This window comes from Kribbella sp. WER1 (genome assembly GCF_054189145.1).
This window is the reverse complement of record NZ_CM135186.1, coordinates 7,311,219-7,328,334: the sequence shown is the minus strand read 5'-3', so window position 1 is coordinate 7,328,334 and position 17,116 is coordinate 7,311,219. Positions and strand designations below refer to the sequence as shown.

General features: G+C 70.2%; 15 protein-coding genes. 5 read left to right on the top strand and 10 right to left on the bottom strand.

The window, feature by feature from the left end:
* Positions 1 to 87 precede the first annotated feature (87 nt).
* From serA to ACXJJ3_RS35785, 5 genes are all read right to left on the bottom strand, one after another.
* Positions 88 to 1,686 (bottom strand): phosphoglycerate dehydrogenase, encoded by a 1,599-nt coding sequence (gene serA / locus ACXJJ3_RS35805; RefSeq protein ID WP_458166333.1) that lies wholly within the window; start codon positions 1,684 to 1,686, stop codon positions 88 to 90.
* 114 nt (positions 1,687 to 1,800) lie between these two features.
* Positions 1,801 to 2,982: a trypsin-like peptidase domain-containing protein gene (locus ACXJJ3_RS35800; protein ID WP_458166332.1), complete on the bottom strand. Its 1,182-nt coding sequence runs from the start codon at positions 2,980 to 2,982 to the stop codon at positions 1,801 to 1,803.
* A 105-nt stretch (positions 2,983 to 3,087) separates the two neighbouring features.
* On the bottom strand, positions 3,088 to 4,107 hold the full coding sequence (ilvC, locus tag ACXJJ3_RS35795) for a ketol-acid reductoisomerase (RefSeq protein WP_458171984.1): 1,020 nt from the start codon (positions 4,105 to 4,107) through the stop codon (positions 3,088 to 3,090).
* Between the two features lie 27 nt (positions 4,108 to 4,134).
* Positions 4,135 to 4,767, bottom strand: coding sequence for an acetolactate synthase small subunit (ilvN, locus tag ACXJJ3_RS35790; RefSeq protein WP_458166331.1), 633 nt, complete (start codon positions 4,765 to 4,767; stop codon positions 4,135 to 4,137).
* Positions 4,767 to 6,518 carry an acetolactate synthase large subunit gene (locus ACXJJ3_RS35785; protein ID WP_458166330.1) on the bottom strand — a complete coding sequence of 584 codons (1,752 nt, stop codon included), beginning with the start codon at positions 6,516 to 6,518 and terminating at the stop codon, positions 4,767 to 4,769. Before ACXJJ3_RS35785 ends, ilvN begins: the two co-directional genes overlap by 1 nt.
* A gap of 396 nt (positions 6,519 to 6,914) precedes the next feature.
* On the opposite strand from ACXJJ3_RS35785, the gene ACXJJ3_RS35780 reads away from it, so the two are divergent.
* From ACXJJ3_RS35780 to ACXJJ3_RS35770, 3 genes are read left to right on the top strand one after another with little or no spacing between them, the layout of a single operon-like run.
* Entirely contained in the window at positions 6,915 to 7,439 is a 525-nt protein-coding gene (locus tag ACXJJ3_RS35780; RefSeq protein ID WP_458166329.1) for a CHAP domain-containing protein, read from the top strand.
* Positions 7,440 to 7,463: 24 nt separating this feature from the next.
* Entirely contained in the window at positions 7,464 to 8,189 is a 726-nt protein-coding gene (locus ACXJJ3_RS35775) for a class I SAM-dependent methyltransferase (RefSeq protein WP_458166328.1), read from the top strand.
* Positions 8,189 to 9,055, top strand: coding sequence for a 5-aminoimidazole-4-carboxamide ribonucleotide transformylase (locus tag ACXJJ3_RS35770; RefSeq protein WP_458166327.1), 867 nt, complete (start codon positions 8,189 to 8,191; stop codon positions 9,053 to 9,055). The genes ACXJJ3_RS35775 and ACXJJ3_RS35770 overlap by 1 nt, the downstream gene beginning before the upstream one ends.
* Here ACXJJ3_RS35770 and ACXJJ3_RS35765 read toward each other — a convergent pair.
* The 5 genes from ACXJJ3_RS35765 to ACXJJ3_RS35745 form a co-directional block, all read right to left on the bottom strand.
* A complete protein-coding gene (locus tag ACXJJ3_RS35765) occupies positions 9,045 to 9,584 on the bottom strand; it encodes an AAA family ATPase (protein ID WP_458166325.1) in 540 nt (179 codons plus the stop codon). The two genes, ACXJJ3_RS35770 and ACXJJ3_RS35765, sit on opposite strands and share 11 nt — an antisense overlap.
* A 15-nt stretch (positions 9,585 to 9,599) precedes the next feature.
* Positions 9,600 to 11,879 (bottom strand): MMPL family transporter, encoded by a 2,280-nt coding sequence (locus tag ACXJJ3_RS35760; RefSeq protein WP_458166324.1) that lies wholly within the window; start codon positions 11,877 to 11,879, stop codon positions 9,600 to 9,602.
* 130 nt (positions 11,880 to 12,009) lie between these two features.
* Complete coding sequence (locus ACXJJ3_RS35755) at positions 12,010 to 12,273, bottom strand: MoaD/ThiS family protein (protein WP_458166323.1); 264 nt, start codon at positions 12,271 to 12,273, stop codon at positions 12,010 to 12,012.
* The gene (locus ACXJJ3_RS35750) at positions 12,270 to 13,364 is read right to left on the bottom strand and encodes a WD40/YVTN/BNR-like repeat-containing protein (protein WP_458166322.1); all 1,095 of its coding nucleotides are present in this window, start codon (positions 13,362 to 13,364) and stop codon (positions 12,270 to 12,272) included. The genes ACXJJ3_RS35755 and ACXJJ3_RS35750 overlap by 4 nt, the downstream gene beginning before the upstream one ends.
* Positions 13,365 to 13,376: 12 nt before the next feature.
* The gene (locus ACXJJ3_RS35745; protein ID WP_458166321.1) at positions 13,377 to 14,309 is read right to left on the bottom strand and encodes a 2-hydroxyacid dehydrogenase; all 933 of its coding nucleotides are present in this window, start codon (positions 14,307 to 14,309) and stop codon (positions 13,377 to 13,379) included.
* A 76-nt stretch (positions 14,310 to 14,385) separates the two neighbouring features.
* Here ACXJJ3_RS35745 and ACXJJ3_RS35740 point away from each other — a divergent pair, with 76 nt between their 5' ends.
* Together ACXJJ3_RS35740 and ACXJJ3_RS35735 are read left to right on the top strand one after the other, a co-directional pair.
* Positions 14,386 to 15,774 (top strand): FAD-binding oxidoreductase, encoded by a 1,389-nt coding sequence (locus ACXJJ3_RS35740; protein ID WP_458166320.1) that lies wholly within the window; start codon positions 14,386 to 14,388, stop codon positions 15,772 to 15,774.
* Positions 15,771 to 17,057, top strand: a complete 1,287-nt coding sequence (locus ACXJJ3_RS35735; protein ID WP_458166319.1) for a class I SAM-dependent methyltransferase — start codon at positions 15,771 to 15,773, stop codon at positions 17,055 to 17,057. The genes ACXJJ3_RS35740 and ACXJJ3_RS35735 overlap by 4 nt, the downstream gene beginning before the upstream one ends.
* Positions 17,058 to 17,116 lie beyond the last annotated feature (59 nt).

Below are 17,116 nucleotides of genomic sequence, written 5' to 3'. Positions count from 1 at the left end.
GCCCGAGCTATGGAGCTCGGGCCCTTGTCAGCCGCCATGCGCCTGCGGGCGGCTGACCGCCTCCAGTAAATCAGTCGTTCGGGTGAATCAGTCCTCGACGTCCACGGACCGGGCCGTCGCGGCCTGTACGGCGGCCGTGATCTCGTCCAGCACCGCGGGCGCGATCTTCGAGTCGACCGACAGCGCGACCAGCGCCTTGCCGCCCTTGCGGTCCCGGCTGACCTGCATGCCGGCGATGTTCACGTCGGAGTCGCCGAGGATCCGGCCGATCTGGCCGACCGCGCCCGGACGGTCCTCGTAGGTGAGGAACGCCAGGTGCGCCGCGAGCTCGATCTCGACGTCGAACCCGTCGATCTCGACCAGCCGCTCCGACTGCCGGACGCCGACCAGCGTGCCGGCCACCGACACCTGCGCGCCGTCGGCGAGCGTGCCGCGGAGCGTGATCAGGTTCCGGTGCTCCGGGCTGTCGTGGTCGGTGACGAGCCGGACCTCGAGGCCCCGCTCGGCCGCCAGCAGCGGTGCGTTCACGTACGACACGTTGTCCTCGACGACGTCCGCGAACACGCCCTTCAGCGCGGCCAGCTCGAGCACCTTCACGTCGTACTGCGTGATCTCGCCGCGGACCTCGACGTCGAGCTGCTGCGCGACGCCACCGGCCAGCGCGGTGAAGATCCGGCCGAGCTTCTCGGTCAGCGCGATCCCCGGCCGGACGTCCTCGGCGATCACGCCGCCCTGGACGTTCACCGCGTCCGGGACCAGCTCGCCCGACAGCGCGAGCCGGACCGACTTGGCGACCGCGATCCCGGCCTTCTCCTGGGCCTCGTCGGTGGAGGCGCCGAGGTGCGGCGTGACGACGACGTTCTCGAACTCGAACAGCGGCGAGTCGGTGCACGGCTCGGACGCGAACACGTCCAGCCCGGCGCCCGCGACCCGGCCTTCCTTCAGCGCGCTGTAGAGCGCCTGCTCGTCGACGATGCCGCCGCGGGCCGCGTTCACGATGATGACCTCGGGCTTGACCTTGTGCAGCTGCTCGTCGCCGATCAGGCCGATGGTCTCTGGGGTCTTCGGCAGGTGCACCGAGATGAAGTCACTGGCCGCCAGCAGCTCGTCCAGGGAGGCGAGCCGGACGCCCATCTGCGCGGCCCGGCCGGCCTGCACGTACGGGTCGTAGGCGATCACGTTCATGCCGAAGGCGGCCAGCCGCTGCGCGACCAGGACGCCGATCTTGCCGAGGCCGACGATGCCGACGGTCTTCTCGAACAGCTCGACACCCGAGTACTTGCTGCGCTTCCACTCGCCCTTCTTCAGCGACTCGTTCGCGGCCGGGACCCGGCGGGCGGAGGCGAGCAGCAGCGCGACGGCGAGCTCGGCGGCGCTGACGATGTTGGAGGTCGGCGCGTTGACCACCATCACGCCGGCCTGGGTGGCGGCCTTGACGTCGACGTTGTCGAGGCCGACGCCGGCGCGGGCGACGACCTTCAGCTTCTTCGCGGCGGCGAGCGCCTCGGCGTCCACCTTGGTGGCGCTGCGGATCAGGATGGCGTCGACGTCGGCGATCGCCGGGATCAGCTCGGCGCGGTCGGCGCCGTTGGTGTGCCGGATCTCGAAGTCGGGGCCGAGCGCCTCGACGGTGGCCGGGCTGAGCTCTTCGGCGATCAGGACGACGGGCCGGGTTACGTCAGTCATGGAGGAATCTCCTGCAAGCGGTAGGGGCTCATGATCTTCAGAGCACCGCGCTGTGCCCGCTGCGTCGATGGTACCGCGTCCGTCGCGGGCTGTGTGCGGGGACCCGTATCCCGGTCAGCCGGTCTCGCAGGCCACCGGCTCCGAGGCCTTCACGGACCGGTTGATCAGCAGCTTGCCGCCCGCGCGGATCAGCTCGAACCGGTTGTCGAGCCGGTTGCACGTCCCGCCGGCGGCGCCGTCCGCGGTCGGCGAGAACAGCACGTCGTACGCCATCCGCGCGTACGAGCCGTCCGGGGCGAGTGCGGTGATCCTCGGGTTGAAGAAGTACGCCGTACCGCGGCTCTGGCGGTCCCTCGCCGGCGTCAGCGTCTTGGCGAGCTGCGGCGAGTAGAGCCCCTGCACCTGGTCGAAGGCGTGCCGGTTCTGCAGGGTCAGGTAGTCGCCGAGCATCGCCTGCACCTCCTTGGCCAGCGGTGTCTTCGCGACCTGCAGCTCCGGCGCGATCGCGTTCTGCGGACCGTGCGCGTCGGGGCAGGACCCCGCCGTGGCGACGGTGACGCCGGACGGCGTGGGGGCGACGTACTGACGGAGTTCGGCCAGCGGCACGACCGCGGCGGCCTGCACCGTCGCGCCGGTCACCAGTCCGATCAGCTCGCCGGACCTGTCCACCACCGGGCCGCCCAGCTTGGCCGCGTTCATGAACTGGCTCAGCGCGGCCGGGTCGGCCTCGGAACCGATCGGGTTGATCACCTGCTTGCCGGCCGCGGTGTAGCCGATCAGCGCGCGCTCGGCCTTCCGCTCCGGGCCGGCCGCGGGCAGCCGCAACGGCGTGTCGTCGAAGCCGATCGACTGCAGGACGGCGACCCCGTCGGCGCTGGTCCCGAGCAGGTTGGCGCGCCGGATCCGCCCGTCCGGCGCCAGGACCACGATCGACATCGCCTGGTCGACCGCCGACGCGGCGGTCAGCACGCGCCCGTTGTCGACCAGTACGCCGGACGCCTCACCGGTGCCCGCGCAGGTGGTGGCCAGTACGCGAACCACGGCCGGTCCGGCGGACTTCAGTACGGCGTCGGTGTCGATCCGCACGCTGCGCTGGCGCAGGTACCAGCCTCCGCCGGCGCCGGCCGCGACGATCACCAGCAGCACGATCAGGCCGGCCAGGAAACGCCCGAAGATCCATGGGCCGCGGACCGGCGGCTGCGGACCGCCCGGCCGGCTCGGCGCCTCGAGCTGGGTGAGCGACCCGGCCCCGGCCGGGACCCGCCGCGGCGGACGCGGCAACGCGTCGTTCGCCACCGCTCACCTCCCCCACCGAACCGGAACCGTCACACATTGTTGCAAACGAAAGGGCCCGGACCGCGAACGGTCCGGGCCCTTTCGGGATGTATCTCAGCAGCCCGGTCAGCGGGCGGCGGAGCCCTCGACGTAGTCCTCGTCGTGGGACTTGACCCACGCCATCAGGCCGCGCAGGTCCTTGCCGACGGCCTCGATCGGGTGCGCCTCGCTCTGCTTGCGGAACTCGGCGAACTCCGGCGCGCCGGCGTCCTGGTCGGCGATGAAGCGGGCCGCGAAGGTGCCGTCGGTGATGTCGCCGAGGACCTCCTTCATCCGGGCCTTCACCGACGCGTCGATGATCCGCGGGCCGGACACGTAGTCGCCGTACTCGGCGGTGTCGGAGACCGACCAGCGCTGCTTGGCGATGCCGCCTTCGTAGATCAGGTCGACGATCAGCTTCAGCTCGTGCAGGCACTCGAAGTACGCGACCTCGGGCTGGTACCCGGCCTCGGTCAGCGTCTCGAAACCGGCCTGGATCAGCGCCGACACGCCACCGCAGAGGACGGCCTGCTCACCGAACAGGTCGGTCTCGGTCTCCTCGGTGAAGGTGGTCTTGATACCGCCGGCCCGCAGACCGCCGATGCCCTTCGCGTACGACAGCGCCAGGTCCCACGCCTTGCCGGTGGCGTCCTGCTCGACGGCCACCAGCACCGGTACGCCACGACCCTCGGAGTACTCGCGACGGACCAGGTGGCCCGGGCCCTTCGGGGCGACCATGAAGACGTCGACACCGGCCGGGGGCTTGATGTAGCCGAACCGGATGTTGAAGCCGTGCCCGAAGACCAGCGCGTCGCCGTCGACCAGGTTCGGCTCGATGGCCTCCTTGTAGAGCTTGCGCTGCGCCGGGTCCGGAGCCAGCACGACGATCACGTCGGCCTCCTCGCAGGCCTCGGCCGGCGTGACGACCCGCAGGCCCTGCGCCTCGGCCTTCGCCCGGCTCTTGGAGCCTTCCGGCAGGCCGACGCGGACGTCGACGCCGGAGTCGCGCAGCGAGAGCGCGTGGGCGTGGCCCTGGGAGCCGTAGCCGAGGACGGCCACGTGCCGACCCTGGATCACCGACAGGTCGGCGTTGTCGTCGTAGAACATTTCAGCAGCCACTTCGGGCACTTCTCCTTAGTGTTGATTCGGTACGGCGGCGGTACGGCCCGGCGGCGGCGCCGGTACCGGGTGCGAACGTTCGGCGGGTCGCGCCTGCAGGTTCGGCGGTCCGGTCTGGACGTGCGGCGGCGGCACCGGGACCGGCCGCAGCGTGCGGTCGGAGATCGAGCGGCTGCCGCGGCCGATGGCCACCATGCCGGACTGCACCAGCTCGCGGACGCCGAACGGTTCCAGCACCCGGAGCATGGCCTCGAGCTTCTCGGGATTACCGGTCGCCTCGATCGTGATCGCGTCCGGTGCCACGTCCACCACCTTCGCACGGAACAGCTGGACGGTCTCCAGCACCTGTCCGCGGGTCAGTGTGTCCGCCTTGACCTTGACCAGCAGCAGCTCGCGCTGCACCGTCTGAGTGGGCTCCAGCTCGACGATCTTGATCACGTTCACCAGCTTGTTGAGCTGCTTGGTGATCTGCTCGAGCGGCTGTTCGTCGACGGTCACCGCGATCGTCATCCGGGACACCTCGGGGTGCTCGGTCGGACCGACCGCGAGCGAGTCGATGTTGAACCCGCGACGGGAGATCAGCGCGGCCACCCGGGCCAGCACGCTGTGCTTGTTCTCGACCAGGATCGACAAAGTGTGCTTGCTCATCACAGTTCCTCGCTGTCCCAGCTCGGGGCCATGTCGCGGGCGATCTGGATCTCGTCGTTGCTGACGCCGGCCGCGACCATCGGCCACACCATCGCGTCGCGGTGCACGACGAAGTCGACGACGACCGGTGCGTCGGTGACCGCCATCGCCTTCTCGATGGTGGCGTCCAGCGAGTCCTTGTCGGAGCAGCGCAGCCCGACCCCACCCATCGCCTCGGCCAGCTTGGCGAAGTCCGGGATCCGGGTCGAGTGCAGGTCGGTGTTGGAGTACCGCTTGTCGTAGAACAGCGTCTGCCACTGCCGGACCATGCCCAGCGACTGGTTGTTGATCACGGCAACCTTGATCGGGATGCCCTCCAGCGCGCAGGTGACCAGCTCCTGGTTGGTCATCTGGAAGCAGCCGTCGCCGTCGATCGCCCACACGGTCTTGTCCGGGCGCGCGACCTTGGCGCCCATCGCGGCCGGTACGGCGTACCCCATGGTGCCGAGGCCGCCGGAGTTCAGCCAGTGACCGGGCTTCTCGAACGGGAGGAAGTGCGCGGACCACATCTGGTGCTGGCCGACGCCCGCGGTGTACACCGTGTCCGGGCCGGCGATCTCGCCGATCCGCTGGATCACGTGCTGCGGCGACAGCGTGCCGTCCTCGGGCTCGTCGTACCCGAGCGGGTAGCGGGTCCGGACGTCCTCCAACTGGTGCCGCCAGGCGTCGTACGACGGGGTCCGGCCGGCGGTCGCGATCTCGGTCCGCAGCGCCGCGAGCAGGTCGGTGATGACCTCCTTGCAGTCGCCGACGATCGGCACGTCCGCGGCCCGGTTCTTGCCGATCTCGGCCGGGTCGATGTCGGCGTGGATCACCTTCGCGTCCGGCGCGAACGAGTCGAGCTTGCCGGTCACCCGGTCGTCGAAGCGGGCGCCGAGCGTGATCAGCAGGTCGGAGCGCTGCAGGGCGCCGACCGCGGACACCGAGCCGTGCATGCCGGGCATCCCGAAGTGCAGTTCGTGGGTGTCGGGCAGCGCGCCGCGGGCCATCAGCGTGGTGACGACCGGGATACCGAGCAACTCGGCCAGTTCCTTCAGCTCGGCGCTGGCCTGGGCGCGGATCACGCCGCCGCCGACGTACAGCACCGGCTTCTCGGCCGCGACGATCAGCCGGGCCGCCTCGCGCACCTGCTTGGGGTGCGGGCGGGTCACCGGCCGGTAGCCGGGCAGCGCGAGCTCGGTCGGCCACTGGAAGTCGACGCCGGTGGTCTGCATCGCATCCTTGGTGACGTCGACCAGCACCGGGCCGGGCCGGCCGGTGGAGGCGATGTGGAACGCCTCGGCGATCGTGGTGGCGATGTCGTTCGGGTCGGTGACCAGGAAGTTGTGCTTGGTGATCGGCATCGTGATGCCGCGGATGTCCGCCTCCTGGAAGGCGTCCGTCCCGATCGCGGCGCCCGCCACCTGGCCGGTGATCGCCACCATCGGCACCGAGTCCATGTACGCGTCGGCGATCGGCGTCACCAGGTTCGTCGCGCCCGGGCCGGAGGTCGCCATACAGACGCCGACCTTGCCGGACGCCGCGGCGTACCCCTGGGCGGCGTGGCCGGCGCCCTGCTCGTGACGTACCAGGATGTGGCGGATCTGGGTCGAGTCGAGCATCGGGTCGTACGCCGGGAGGATCGCGCCACCCGGGATGCCGAAGACGGTGTCCACTCCGGCATGTTCCAGTGCGCGGATCAGAGCCTGTGCCCCGGTCAGCTGCTCACTCATGAGAGAGCCTTCCTGTCCTGTCACGATTTGACTTGTTCGCGACCGATCCATCCTCGCTTGTGGCCGTTACCGCCGCGCCTCCGGGTCTCGGATAGTCGCATGGGCAACAAAAAACCCCTTCCGCCGGGTTGGCTGAAGGGGCGCGCTCGACTCGGTGGTCGCGTCAGTCGGCGCGCCGCACAAGTACGAGGAGAATCGATCGCATGTAGGCATTATTCGCCGACACCTGGCAACCGGGTCAAGTTCAGCCGCGTACCGTCTCATTTTCTGAGACAGCCGTCTTACAAATAGTCGAGACGACACTGTAATGGATTCGGCCTCCTGGTAAGTCACATACTGATCTGGAGAGATCGTTTGAAAGTTTTCTACCGCCCCCTCTCCTGATCGGAGTGACCCATGCGCCTCTCGTTACGTCTGCTCCTCGCCGCGGTCCTCGTCGCGCTGACCGGAACGGTCTCGCTGACCGCGTCCGCCGCCGACACCCGGACCGCGATCGTGAACGCCGCCAACGGCGAAGTCGGCCAGCAGGAGACCCCGCCCGGCAGCAACTGCAACCCGTACGGACCGTGCGAGCCGTGGTGCGCGCACTTCGCCACCTGGACCTGGCGGCAGGCCGGCATCGACATCCCGAACTACGGCTTCACCGGCGACATCTACACCTGGGGCCAGGACAAGGGCCGCGCGCACGCCGGCGACACCGGCATGCAGCCCGGCGACATCGTGCTCTACGGCACCGGCCCGGACGACACCGACACCAGTGTGCACACCGGCGTGGTCGTTGCCGTCGGCACCGACGGGAAGATCACCACGGTCGAGGGCAACTCCGGCGACCAGGTCAGCAAGCACGGTCCGTTCGACCCGCGGCACGCCGAGGACGCCGGCCGCCCCGCGGACATCTACGGCTGGGTGGCCGCGCAGTAAAGCGCAACGCCTAGGCTCTTCAGAGTGACTGACGACCCGTACGGCGACGAACAACTGGTACAGCTCTACGACCTGGACAACCCCGCCGGGGAGGACCACGAGTACTACCGCGCCCTGGCCGCCGGCGCCGCGAAGGTGCTGGACTTCGGCTGCGGTACCGGGCTGCTGACGCGGTCGCTGGTCGCGCCGGGGCGGGAGGTGATCGGGATCGACCCGAGCCCGACGATGCTCGGGTACGCGCGCAAGCAGCCCGGCGCCGAGGCGGTCACCTGGATCCAGGGCGACCACCGCGCCGTACCGCCGGCCGGCGACGTGGATCTCGTGGTCAGCAGCGGCAACACGATGATGCACGTCGCCGAGCACGCGGACACGGTCGTCGCGATCGCCGGCGCGCTGCGTCCCGGCGGCATGTTCGCGTTCGAGTCGCGGAACCCGGCCGTCCGGGCGTGGGAGCAGTGGACCAGCGAGGCGACGTACGGCGAACGCGACACCGTGGCCGGGCATCTCAAGGAGTGGCTCGAGCTGATCGAGATCGCCGACGGGCGGGTGGCGTTCGACGCGCACAACGTGTTCGAGGACGGGCATGACGCGGTCTACCGGAACGTCCTGTACTTCCGGACCGCGGAGGAGATCACCGCGGATCTGCGCGCGGCCGGCTTCTCGGACGTGGCGGTCGACGGCGGCTGGCACGGGGAGCCGTTCGAGGAGAAGTCCCGGCTGATCGTGGTACGGGCGACCAAGGAGAGCTGATGCAGCTGCGGTACGGCATGAATCCCCATCAGGCGGCGCGGTACGACGACGCGCCGTTCACGGTGCGCGCGGGTGCGCCGTCGTACATCAACATCCTCGACGCGCTGACCGGGTGGCAGCTGGTGCGGGAGGCGGCGGAGCGGTTCGGCGTACCGGCAGCCGCGTCGTACAAGCACGTCTCCCCCGCGGGTGCGGCGCTCGGCCCGACGGTCGCGGCGGCGTACACGCGGGCGCGGTCCGCGGATCCGAAGTCGTCGTACGGCGATTTCGTCGCGGTCTCGCACCGCGTGGACCTCGAGCTGGCCGCGGTCCTGAAGGGGGTGGTGTCGGACGGGATCGTCGCGCCCGGGTACGACGACGGCGTGCTGGAGATCCTCGCGGCGAAGAAGCGCGGGACGTACCTGGTGCTGGAGATCGACCCGTCGTACGAGCCGCCCGCGGAGGAGGTCCGCGAGATCTACGGCGTACGGCTGACCCAGGATCGGGATGTCGCGCCGATGCCGGGTGACCTGCCGGACGACGCGGTGCTCGGGATGATCGTCGCGCGGTACACGCAGTCGAACACGGTGGTGATGGTGAAGGACGGGATGACGATCGGCGTCGGCGCCGGACAGCAGTCCCGCGTCGACTGCACCCGGCTCGCCGGGGAGAAGGCCGCGCTCTGGTCGGACGGCCCGCTCACCGGCGTGACGATGGTGTCCGACGGCCACCTCCCGTTCGCGGACAACGTCGAGGTCGCCGAGCGGTACGGCGTCACCCACATCGTCGAGCCCGGCGGCTCGATCCGCTCCGACGAGGTCGCCGCCGCCTGCGCGGACCGCGGCATCACCTGGACCGCGACCGGCCTACGGCTCTTCAGACACTGAGCAGGTAGGTGCCGTTGGCAACGGCTTCCCGCACCACGGCCGCCGTCGCGCCGGCGTCGAGCGCGGAGGTATCGATCGCATGCCCCTCGAGTTTTCCGAGGTCGTTGAACGCCTCGTGCATGCCGGTCAGCGCCTCGGCGTCCGTCAGCTCGGGCTCGGGACGATTCTGCCCACGCCGCAGGGTCGTCCCGAGGTCCGGGCGCAGGACGGCGTACGACATCCGCCACTCGCCTGTTGCGGCAGCGGCCCGGAAGGGCGAGAGGAACCACGGTCCGATGATCCCGTCCACCACGACGTCGTATCCGCCGCGCACATAGACGCCGATGGTTGCGACGACCGCATCGATCACGACCTCGTTCTGCGCCTGGGATCCCGGCAGATACGGCGCCACGAAGCCGGTCCGGATACCCCGATAGAACTCGTCGGTGGTCAGGTGCATCGTCGGGCGGGGCGCGTTGGTCGCTACCAGACGCGCCACCGTGGTCTTGCCCGAGCCACACGGACCGGTCAGCAGGAGGACGTTGCTCATGCGGCCCGACGGTAGTCACTCCCGCGGCGTGCTGGACAGTTGTTTATCGGGGATCAGCACCTCGTCCGCCGGGGCGCCTTCGGGTTCGCCGCCTTCGAGCTGGATGTCGGGGACGATGCGGTCCAGCCAGCGCGGCAGCCACCAGGCGTGTTCGCCGAGCAGGGTCATCACCGAAGGGACCAGGATCATCCGGACGATGCTGGCGTCGATCAGGACCGCGACGGCCATGCCGACGGCGAGCATCTTCACGGTCGGGTCGTCGTCGAGCACGAAGCTCAGGAAGACCACGATCATGATCGCCGCGGCGGTGGTGATCACCCGGGCGGTGGCGCCGATCCCGATCGCGACCGCGCGGTGGCTGTCCCGGGTGGCGATCCAGGCCTCGTGCACGCGGGACAGCAGGAACACCTCGTAGTCCATCGACAGCCCGAACACGATCGCGAACATCAGCATCGGCACGAACGACGGGATCGGCACCTTCTCGTCGATCCCGACCAGCGACGAACCCCAGCCCCACTGGAAGACCGCGACGATCACGCCGTACGCCGCCCCGACCGACAGCAGGTTCAGCACTGCCGCCTTCACGCCGATCAGCAGCGACCGGAACGCCACCGTCAGCAGCAGGAACGCGAGTACCACGACCGCGCCGATCAGCCACGGCATCCGGCTGCCGACCTTCTCGGTGAAGTCGACGTACCCGGCCGTCGTGCCGACCACGTACGTCGGTTCGTGCTGCCCGGCGAGCACGTCGGTGCGGATCCGGTTCACCAGGTCCTCGGTGGCGGCCGCGGACGGCGACGTCGTCGGGATCACGGTGATGATCGCGGTCGTCCCCGCGCTGTTCGTGTTCGGCGGCTGTACCGCGGCGACGCCGGACGTCTTCTGCAGCGTCGACTGCAGCCCACTCAGCACCGTCGCGCGGTCGCCCTGGGCCACCGACTGGAGCTGTACGACGACTGTCAGCGGCCCGTTCGCCCCGGGACCGAACCCCTGCGCGATCAGGTCGTACGCCTTCCGGCTGGAATCCTGCGTCGGATCGGTGCCGGCGTCCAGCTGACCGAGCGACATCGACAGCAACGGGATCGCGAGTACGAGCAGCACGAGCGTGGCCGCGATGCCGTACGGCCACGGCCGGTTGCTGACCTTCCGGCCCCAGCGCGCGAACGCACTCGCTTCGTGTTTGGTGTCCCGCCGTTCCCGCTCCTCCGCGCGGTGCGCCGCGATCGCGGCGTCGTTCGCGAGCTCGGCCTCGACCGCCCGTTCGGCGACCAGGTGGTTCCGGTCCTTGCGGTTCAGGACGGTCAGCTTCGCGAGCCCGAGCAGCGCCGGGATCAGCGTCAGCGCCGCGAGCACGGTCACCGCGACGACGAGCGCCGACGACAACCCGAGCGCGCCGACGAACGGTACGCCGGACACGTACAGGCCGAGGATCGCGATCACCACGGTGCCGCCGGCGACCAGGATCGCGGCGCCGGACGTCGACGCCGCGCGGCCGGCCGACTGTTCCACGCTCATCCCGTCGTCGAGCTGCTCGCGGTGCCGCGACACCAGGAAGAGCCCGTAGTCGATCGCGACGCCGAGCCCGAGCAGTGTCGCCACCGTCGGCGCCGAGACCGGGAAGTCCTTCACCGCGGCCAGCAGCCCGAGGATCGCGAGCCCGCCGCCGACGCTGAACACCGCCGCCACCAGCGGCAGACCGGCCGCGACCACCGACCGGAACATCAGGAACAGCAGCAGCAACGCGAGCGCCAGGCCGATCGCCTCCGACGGCCCGTCATTCGCCTGCTTCCCGATCTGCCCCGCACCGCCGCCGTACTCGACCTGCAGACCGACCGCCCGGGCCGGTTGCACGGCCGCGTCCAGCTTGCCGACGTACGACTTGTCGAGCGACGCCGGCACCACCGAGAACGAGACCGGCGCATTCACGATGCTGCCGTCCTTGGAGATGTACGCCGCCTGCGACGTGGTCAGCGGGTCGACCGCGGTAACCACGTCCGGCAGCTTGCCGACCGCGTCCATCGACGACTTCACCGCGTCGGCCTGCGCCGACACCGGCCCGCTCTTCGCATGGAACACGATCGAGCCCGAATACCCGCCGGCGGTCGCGAAGTCCCGGTTCAGGATGTCCAGACCGGCCGACGACTCGCTGCCCGGGACCGTGTAGTTGTTCACGAACGTCCCGCCGAACGCGGATCGCAGCACGAACAGGCCGACCACGACCAGCAGCCAGCCCCCGATCAGGAACCAGTGCCGCCGCGCCGCCCCTCGCCCGAGCCGGTCCAGGAACGCGTGCATAGGGTGCCCCCTCCCCCGGGCACCCCCCAGGCGACGGCCCAGCCGTCGGCCCCCTTCCCCATCGACGGTAAGTCGGCCGTCTGTGCCCCACAACCCCCTCGCCGGACGGGCGAGCGGTTGCCGGACCTCGTCAGCCGCCCGCGACGCTCGGGAGGACGAGCAGCTCGTCGCCCTCCGCGAGCGGGGTCTGCAGGCCGGACAGGTCGCGGATGTTGTCGTCGCCGAGGTACACGTTCACGTGCCGGCGGACCGCTCCCTGCTCGTCGGTGAGGCGCCGCCGCAGCGGTGCGTCCAGCGCCGCGAACGCCTCCGCGACCGTGCGGGCCTCGACCTCGACGCGCTCGGCGCCGCCCGCGAACGGACGCAGGACGGTCGGCAGCCGGACTCCGATCATTCGAGCACCGCGGCACGGACGGTCAGTACGTCGGGCAGGTGGCTCGCGACCTCGACCCAGCTGTCGCCCGCGTCCGCGCTCGCGTAGACGCAGCCGTCCCGGGTGCCGACGTACACGCCGGCCGGGTCAGCGGTGTCGGTGGTCATCGCGTCCCGCAACACCGGGACGTACGACACGTCGGGCAGGCCCGCGGTCAGCGGCTCCCAGGTGGATCCGGCGTCGCGGGACCGGTACACCCGGCACTTCGCCTCGGTCGGGATCCGGTTGCCGTCCGCGATCAGCGGGAACACGTACACGGTCTCCGGCTCGTGCGGGTGCACGACGATCGGGAACCCGAAGTCCGACGGCAGCCCGTCCGCGATCGACTTCCAGATCGCCCCGCCGTCGTCCGACCGGTACACGCCGTGGTGGTTCTGCGCGAACATCCGCTCCGGTACGTCGGGGTGCGCCGCCAGCTTGTGCACGCACTGGCCGAACTCCGGGTCCGGGTCGGGCATGAAGTACGCCTTGATGCCGTGGTTCGCCGGGGACCAGGTCGTCCCGCCGTCGGTCGTCCGGTAGACGCCGCCGGTCGACATCGCGACGCTGATCCGGTCGGGATCACTGGCGTGCGGCAGCACCGTGTGCACCGCCTGACCGCCGAACCCGGCTCCCCACTCCTTGCGGTGCGGGTGCTCCCACAGGCCCCGGACCAGCTCGAACGTCACGCCGCCGTCGGTCGACTTCCACAACGCCGACGGCTGCGTCCCGGCGTACACGACACCGGGCTGACCGGCCGGGGCGGCCTGGATCTGCCAGACCCGCTCCAGCGTCGCGTCGGCGTCCTTCGGGAAGCCGATCGAGCCCTCCGGCGGCTCCGCCCAGGTCGCGCCGAGGTCGTCGGAGTGGAACACCGCCGGGCCCCAGTGCTCGCTGGTGCCGCCGACGAACAGCCGGGGGCGCTCGCCGCGGGTGTCGATGCCCACGGCGTACACACCCTGCATCTCGAACTCGGGCACCGGCCCGTCGAGGCGCCACTCCTGACGAGCGGCGTCACTGCGGCCGATCCAGAGCCCCTTCTTGGTCCCGATCAGCAGTACGGCCTCGGACATCTTCGTCCCTCCTCAGCGCGGTGGCCCCGCCACCACATTGATCAACGGTTCCCCGGAGGCGTAGCGCTCCAGCTGGGCCCGCACCAGCCTGGCGACCCGCGGCGCGAACGCCGTCGAGGCGCCACCGCGGTGCGGATTGACCAGTACGTTCGGAGCAGACCACAGCGGATGTCCGGAGGGCAACGGTTCGGGGTCGGTGACGTCCAGCGCGGCCCGGATCCGCCCGGTGCCGAGCTCGGTGAGCAACGCGTCCGTGTCCACGACGACACCGCGCGCGACGTTCACCAGCAGCGCGCCGTCCTTCATCCGCTTCAGGAACGTCGCGTCCACCATCTGCCTGGTCTCCGGCGTCGCGGGCGTCAGCAGGACGACGACGTCCGCGCGCGGCAGCAGCTCCGGCAGCTCGGAGATCGGATGTACGCCGTCCCGGGCGCGCCGCGCGACCCGGATCACGTCGCACTCGAACCCGGTCAGCCGGCGCTCGAGCGCCTCGCCGATCGCGCCGTACCCGAGGATCAGCACGGTCCGGTCGGCGAGCGAGTCGTCGACCTGGTCGTAGGAGTCCGGCCAGACCTGCCGCTCCTGGTCGCGGACCGCGCGCGGCAGGTTCCGGAAGGTCGCGAGGATCAGCCCGACCGCCAGCTCCGCCGTCGACGCGTCGTGCACGCCGCGCGCGTTGCACAAGGTCACGCCGTCCGCGAGCCGGGACTGGACGTGCTCGAACCCGGCCGTCTGCAACTGCACGACCTTCAGCGAAGGCATCTCCTTGACGACGTCGAAGACGTCACCACCGCCCATGTAACTGGGCACGTAGAACTCCACCTCGTCGAGCGACTTCGGCCGCTCGGCGCCGGAGAACAGCTCCACGTCGAACCCCGCGGGGACCCCACCGAGAAACGCGTCGGGATCTTCCCACGGAAGCCATGCCTTCACCACGTCAGCCATGTCACAGAACCTACTCGGCCGTCCGGACACTTTGAACTCCCGTGCCACGGATCGGGCACCGTCGTACCCTGGATCGGTGCCTTCGACATCGGATGTGGCGGGTGTGGCGGCGGTGGTGGCGCACGATCAGGCCGTCGGACGGCTGCGGGAGTCGTATGCGCGGATCCCTCCCGGCGAACCCGTCCGGCTCGCGAAGCGCAGTTCGAACCTGTTCCGGCCGCGGACCGACACCGAGCGCCCGGGGCTCGACGTCTCGAAGCTGACCGGCGTGATCAGCATCGACCAGACCGCCCGAACCGCCGACGTGCAGGGCATGTGCACGTACGAGGACCTGGTCGCCGCGACCCTGCCGCACGGGCTGACGCCGATGGTCGTGCCGCAGCTGAAGACGATCACGCTCGGCGGCGCGGTCACCGGGCTCGGCATCGAGTCGTCGTCGTACCGGGCCGGGCTTCCCCACGAGTCGGTCCTCGAGCTCGACATCCTGACCGGCGCCGGCGAGCTGGTCACGGCCCGCCCGGACGGCGAGCACGCGGACCTGTTCCGGACGTTCCCGAACTCCTACGGCACGCTCGGGTACGCGACCCGGCTGCGGATCGAGCTCGACCGGATCTCGCCGTACGTCGCGCTCCGGCACGTCCGGGTGGCGCTCGACGAGCTGGCGCCCGCGATCGCCGCGATCGTTGCTGACGGCAAGTACGACGACGAGCCGGTGCACTTCGTCGACGGCGTCGTGTTCAGCCCGTCGGAGGCGTACCTGACGCTCGGGCGCAACAGCGACGCCGCGGTGAAGACCAGCGACTACACCGGTCAGCAGATCTACTACCGCTCGATCCGGCAGCGCCCGAAGGACTTCCTCACCGCGCACGACTACCTGTGGCGCTGGGACACCGACTGGTTCTGGTGTTCGGCGGCGTTCGGCGCCCAGCAGCCCGTCGTACGGCGGCTGTGGCCCCGGCGCTGGCGGCGCAGCGACGTGTTCCACAAGATCGTCGGCTTCGAGAACCGGCACCACTACGCGGCCCGGCTGAACAAGCGCCGCGGCCATCCCGACCGGGAGCGCGTCGTACAGGACGTGGAGATCCCGGTCGCACGGCTGGCGGACTTCCTGCGCTGGTTCGACGCGAACGTCGGGATGCGGCCGGTCTGGCTGTGCCCGTTGCGGCTGCGCGACTCCGAGTCCTGGCCGCTGTACCCGTTGCAGCCCGGGGAGACGTACGTGAACGTGGGCTTCTGGGGCACGGTCCCGATCGCGCCCGGCGCCGCGGACGGCGACGTCAACCGCCGGATCGAGCAGGCGGTGAGCGACTTCGGCGGCCACAAGTCCCTGTACTCCGACGCGTACTACGACCGGGAGACGTTCGACCGGCTGTACAACGTGCCGGCTCTGACCACGGTGAAACAACGCTACGACCCCGACGCCCGGCTCACCGGGCTCTACGAAAAGGCGGTGACGCGCCGATGACGACGCTCGCGACCCAGGTATCGATCGCCGAAGCCCTCACGACCGTGATCCCGGACGGGCTGCCGTTCCGGTTCACGGCGTACGACGGGAGTGCGGCCGGGCCGGAGGACTCCCCGATGCACATGCATCTGGCCTCCGAGCGCGGGCTGTCCTACATCCTCACCGCGCCGGGCGACCTCGGGCTGGTCCGCGCGTACGTGATGGGCGACCTGGAGATCACCGGCGTGCACCCGGGCAACCCGTACGAGCTGATGCGGCTGATCCTGGACCAGTTCCACTTCCACCGCCCGAAGGCCGCCGAGGCGCTGCGAATCATCCGCAGCCTCGGCTGGAGCCACCTGAAGCCGCCGCCCCCGCCGCCGCAGGAGCACCTGCCGAAGTGGCGCCGGACGTTCGAGGGACTGCGGCATTCGAAGGCGCGCGACAAGTCCGCGATCCACCACCACTACGACGTGTCGAACACGTTCTACGAGTGGGTGCTCGGGCCGTCGATGACGTACACGTGCGCGGTCTATCCGACGGCCGACGCCACGTTGGAGGAGGCGCAGTTCGAGAAGTACGACCTGGTCGCGCGGAAGCTCGACCTGAAGCCGGGCATGCGGCTGCTCGACGTCGGCTGCGGCTGGGGTGGGATGGTCCGGCACGCGGCCCGCGAGTACGGCGTCCAGGCGCTCGGCGTGACGTTGTCCGAGGCGCAGGCCGACTGGGCGCAGCAGGCGATCAAGCGCGAGGGGCTCGATGGGCTGGCCGAAGTACGGTTCCTGGACTACCGCGACGTACCGGAGCGGGACTTCGACGCGATCAGCTCGATCGGGCTCACCGAACACATCGGCGTCCGCAACTACCCGTCGTACTTCGCCTTCCTGTACGACCGGCTCCGCCCGGGCGGCCGGCTGCTCAACCACTGCATCACCCGGCCCGACAACCACTTCCGCAACACCGGCGCGTTCATCGACCGCTACATCTTCCCCGACGGCGAACTGATCGGCTCCGGCCGGATCATCGCCGAGGCTCAGGACGCCGGCTTCGAGGTCCGCCACGAGGAGAACCTCCGCGAGCACTACGCGCTCACGCTGGCCGCCTGGAACGACAACCTCGTCGCCCACTGGGACGAGGCCGTCACCGAGGTCGGCCCCGCCACCGCCAAGATCTGGGGCCTCTACCTGGCCGCCAGCCGGGCCGGCTTCGAACACAACACCATCCAGCTCCACCAGGTGCTGGCGGCGAAACTCGACCACCGCGGCAACGCGCACTTCCCGCTCCGCCCGACGTGGGGCAGCTGAATCGTGCGAAGTCGGGCTGCAGCGATGGTTGCCGTGTTGGCTTTCGTCGCGGGGTGTTC

Bases quoted from the DNA above. Each gene is read 5' to 3' on its own strand.
- serA (WP_458166333.1), bottom strand. From the start codon at position 1,686: ATGACTGACGTAACCCGGCCCGTCGTCCTGATCGCCGAAGAGCTCAGC.
- ilvC (WP_458171984.1), bottom strand. From the start codon at position 4,107: ATGTTCTACGACGACAACGCCGACCTGTCGGTGATCCAGGGTCGGCAC.
- ilvN (WP_458166331.1), bottom strand. From the start codon at position 4,767: ATGAGCAAGCACACTTTGTCGATCCTGGTCGAGAACAAGCACAGCGTG.
- ACXJJ3_RS35785 (WP_458166330.1), bottom strand. From the start codon at position 6,518: ATGAGTGAGCAGCTGACCGGGGCACAGGCTCTGATCCGCGCACTGGAA.
- ACXJJ3_RS35780 (WP_458166329.1), top strand. From the start codon at position 6,915: ATGCGCCTCTCGTTACGTCTGCTCCTCGCCGCGGTCCTCGTCGCGCTG.
- ACXJJ3_RS35770 (WP_458166327.1), top strand. From the start codon at position 8,189: ATGCAGCTGCGGTACGGCATGAATCCCCATCAGGCGGCGCGGTACGAC.
- ACXJJ3_RS35765 (WP_458166325.1), bottom strand. From the start codon at position 9,584: ATGAGCAACGTCCTCCTGCTGACCGGTCCGTGTGGCTCGGGCAAGACC.
- ACXJJ3_RS35760 (WP_458166324.1), bottom strand. From the start codon at position 11,879: ATGCACGCGTTCCTGGACCGGCTCGGGCGAGGGGCGGCGCGGCGGCAC.
- ACXJJ3_RS35755 (WP_458166323.1), bottom strand. From the start codon at position 12,273: ATGATCGGAGTCCGGCTGCCGACCGTCCTGCGTCCGTTCGCGGGCGGC.
- ACXJJ3_RS35750 (WP_458166322.1), bottom strand. From the start codon at position 13,364: ATGTCCGAGGCCGTACTGCTGATCGGGACCAAGAAGGGGCTCTGGATC.
- ACXJJ3_RS35745 (WP_458166321.1), bottom strand. From the start codon at position 14,309: ATGGCTGACGTGGTGAAGGCATGGCTTCCGTGGGAAGATCCCGACGCG.
- ACXJJ3_RS35735 (WP_458166319.1), top strand. From the start codon at position 15,771: ATGACGACGCTCGCGACCCAGGTATCGATCGCCGAAGCCCTCACGACC.